The following is a 3,208-nucleotide window of genomic DNA, read 5'->3' on the forward strand; positions in this document are numbered from 1 at the left end:
GCAGTTGGTGCTGCGGCCGGCCGACCCGCTGGACGGGGCGACGCCGTCGGGCGCGTCGTCGGTCACCGAGGCGCTGCTGACCGCGGCGCACCTCGTCGACGGTGAGCGCGCCGAGCGGTACCTGCGGGCGGCGGCCGACTCGCTGGCCGCGCACTCCGTGCTGCTGGAGCGCGCGCCGCGCTCGGCCGGGCACTGGCTGGCCGTCGCTGAATCCGCCGTGCGCGGACCGCTGCAGATCGCGGTCGCCTGCGACCCGTCGCGGTCCCCGCTGCTGTCCGAGGCGCGCCGGCTGGCCCCGGGTGGGGCGATCGTGGTGGGCGGCGAGAGGGACTCGTCGGCGCTGCTGGCCGGGCGGGACCGGGTGGCGGGCGCCGACGCCGCCTACGTGTGCCGCGGGCGGCTGTGCGATCTGCCCGTGACCGGGGCGGCCGAACTGGCCGCCGCCCTGGGTGTTTCGGGGCGGTAGCCCGGCGGCTACCCTGCCTCCCATGCCGAATGCCACGGACAGGGTCCGAGCGATCACCGAGACCGTGAACCGCTACCTCGAGCTGGTCGCCAAGGGCAGCGCCGACGACATCGTGGAGCTGTACGCCGACGACGCGACCGTCGAGGAGCCGGTCGGGGGCGAGGTGCACATCGGGCGCACGGCGATCCACGGCTTCTACGCCGCGGTCAACGACGTGCAGCGCGAATGCGAGCTGGTGTCGCTGCGCGTCGCGGGCAACGAGGCGGCCTTCCAGTTCCGGCTGACCGTGACCGCGGGGCAGCACCGGATGGTGATCGAGCCGATCGACGTGATGGTCTTCGACTCTCGCGGCAAGGTCACCGCGATGAAGGCCTACTGGTCGGCGGGCGACATGAGGCAGCTCTGACGGGCTACGCCGGGTGGCCGACGTAGAAGACCGCGAGCCACATGGCGATGTAGTGCAGGATCGCCGCGATGACGGTGAAGGCGTGGAAGAACTCGTGATAGCCGAACGTCTTCGGCCACGGGTCCGGCCAGCGCATCCCGTAGAGCAGGCCGCCGATGCTGTAGAACGCGCCGCCGACGGCGAGCAGCACCATCGCGGCCACCCCGGCGACGTGGATGATCGTCGGCGCGTACCAGACCGCCACCCAACCCAGCAGCAGATAGAGCGGCACGCCCACCCAGCGCGGCGCCGACGGCCAGCACACCTTCAACGCGATGCCCGCCAGCGCACCGCCCCACACGATCCACATCACCAAGCGCCCGTCCGCGGGCGGCATGGCCAGCATCGCGAACGGCGTGTAGCTGCCGGCGATGAACAGGAAGATCATCGAATGGTCGAGCCGCTTCATCAGGTTCCGGCTCTTCGAGGATTTCCAGTTGACGCGGTGGTAGGTGGCGCTGACGGCGAACATCGCCACCGTGGCCAGGGCGTAGGCGAACGTCGTCAGCCCGGCGCGGGTCGACGCCACCGCCCACGACACCGACACCAGGCTGGCGCCGCAGACGATCGCCAGCCACGCTGAGTAGAAGTGGATCCAGCCGCGCATGCGCGGCTTTGACGCGGCCTCGGCGGCGCCCTCGACGAGCTGTTCGACGGGATTGCCGGGCGCGAGCGTTTCGGGCTCCACGGGGGACGTGCTGGTTTTGCTGCTCATGTCTCCTGTTGCCTCGCCGTAGCTGTTAACAACCAACAGTAGTCGGGAATGGTGACAAGCCGCTGTGGACGTGCGGTGACTTGCCGAATTTCCGCCGGAAAGGCGGCCGGGAATTGACGCGGCTCACAGTAGTGTGGAGCTTCGTGGAGATTATCCCGCCGCGGCTCAAGGAGCCGTTGTACCGCGTCTACGAGCTGCGGCTGAGGCAGGGTCTGACGGCCTCCAAGTCCGAGCTTCCCCGCCACATCGCGGTGCTGTGCGACGGGAATCGGCGGTGGGCGCGCAACGCCGGTTACGACGACGTCAGCTACGGGTACCGGATGGGCGCCGCCAAGATCGCCGAGATGCTGCGGTGGTGCCAGGAGGCCGGCATCGAGATGACGACCGTGTACCTGCTGTCCACCGAAAACCTGCAACGCGATCCCGACGAGCTGGCGGGGCTCATCGAGATCATCACCGACGTGGTCGAGGAGATCTGCGCACCGGCCAACCGCTGGAGCGTGCGGACCGTCGGGGACCTCGGGCTGATCGGCGAGGAGCAGGCCCGCCGGGTGCGCGACGCGGTCGAGTCCACCCCGGCCGTGGCGCCTTTCCACGTCAACGTCGCGGTCGGCTACGGCGGCAGACGCGAGATCGTCGACGCGGTACGGGGGCTGTTGAGCAAGGAGCTCGCCAACGGCGCCACCGCCGAGGAGCTCATCGACGCGGTGACCGTCGACGGCATCTCCGAAAACCTTTACACCTCAGGGCAACCCGATCCCGACCTGGTCATCCGGACCTCGGGGGAGCAGCGGCTGTCGGGATTCTTGCTGTGGCAGAGCGCCTACTCGGAGATGTGGTTCACCGAGGCGCACTGGCCGGCGTTCCGCCGGGTGGATTTTCTGCGCGCGCTGCGCGACTACAGCCAGCGGCATCGCCGGTACGGCAAGTGACCCGTGCCGATTGCGTGACAAACTGGATGCATGGCTGCGCTGTCGGCTGTGGTGTTCACGCTGAGCGGGTGGCTGGGGTTGTACCTGCTTGCCCGGGATCCGCGGAAGCCGGTGCTGGCGTTGGCGGCAACCGGATTGTGTGGCTTCGCGCTGGTGGTGGCGCTGGACGCGGTGCGCTCCGTCGACGCAACGCCATCCTGATCATCCCGCTCGGTCTGGTGCCCAGCCGGCTGGCCCTGGCGTCGACGGGTTTCGACGTCCTGGCGCTCGGCGTGGCGGTGGCCCTGTGGGACGCCTTCGACGAGGGCCAGGTGCTGCGCGCCGACATGCTGCGCTCATTCGTCGGCTGCTCGGCGGTGGCCACGCTGTTCGGCGGCCAGGCGCTGATCGGCCTGGCGGTGACCCGGCACGAGCCCGCCACCCAGATCGCGCTGACCGTGCTGCTGTTCACCACGCCGGCGGTCGCGGTCGCGGTGCAGGTGCTGGCCGACCCGCTGGCCGGCGTGCTGGACCGGCTGGCGCTGAAGTCGCCGACGCTGCGCGCCGACCGGGCCGCGCTGCGGCATACCGGGGCGGCGCTGGCGCTGCGCTCGGACGATCCCCTGGTGGACGTCGACGACGACACGTTCGCCAGGCTGACCCGCCGGGCG

At 70.4% G+C, this 3,208-nt stretch carries 3 protein-coding genes and 2 pseudogenes; 4 read left to right on the forward strand and 1 reads right to left on the reverse strand.

Features of this window, described 5'->3' with window-relative positions; all coding sequences use genetic code 11:
• Positions 1-466 (forward strand): annotated as a pseudogene (locus VMD50_RS08220) (hypothetical protein); the annotation flags it as partial.
• Between the two features lie 22 nt (positions 467-488).
• The gene (locus VMD50_RS08225) at positions 489-872 is read left to right on the forward strand and encodes a nuclear transport factor 2 family protein (protein ID WP_325426655.1); all 384 of its coding nucleotides are present in this window, start codon (positions 489-491) and stop codon (positions 870-872) included.
• Between the two features lie 4 nt (positions 873-876).
• Here the strand turns inward: VMD50_RS08225 and trhA are convergent, their stop codons facing one another.
• Positions 877-1,626, reverse strand: coding sequence for a PAQR family membrane homeostasis protein TrhA (gene trhA / locus VMD50_RS08230; RefSeq protein ID WP_325426657.1), 750 nt, complete (start codon positions 1,624-1,626; stop codon positions 877-879).
• Positions 1,627-1,769: 143 nt separating this feature from the next.
• On the opposite strand from trhA, the gene VMD50_RS08235 reads away from it, so the two are divergent.
• Complete coding sequence (locus VMD50_RS08235) at positions 1,770-2,558, forward strand: (2Z,6E)-farnesyl diphosphate synthase (protein WP_325426659.1); 789 nt, start codon at positions 1,770-1,772, stop codon at positions 2,556-2,558.
• Between the two features lie 30 nt (positions 2,559-2,588).
• Positions 2,589-3,208, forward strand: a pseudogene (locus VMD50_RS08240) (hypothetical protein); the annotation flags it as partial.

It is taken from the genome of Mycobacterium sp., assembly GCF_035506235.1.
In the GTDB taxonomy this organism is placed as follows: domain Bacteria; phylum Actinomycetota; class Actinomycetes; order Mycobacteriales; family Mycobacteriaceae; genus Mycobacterium.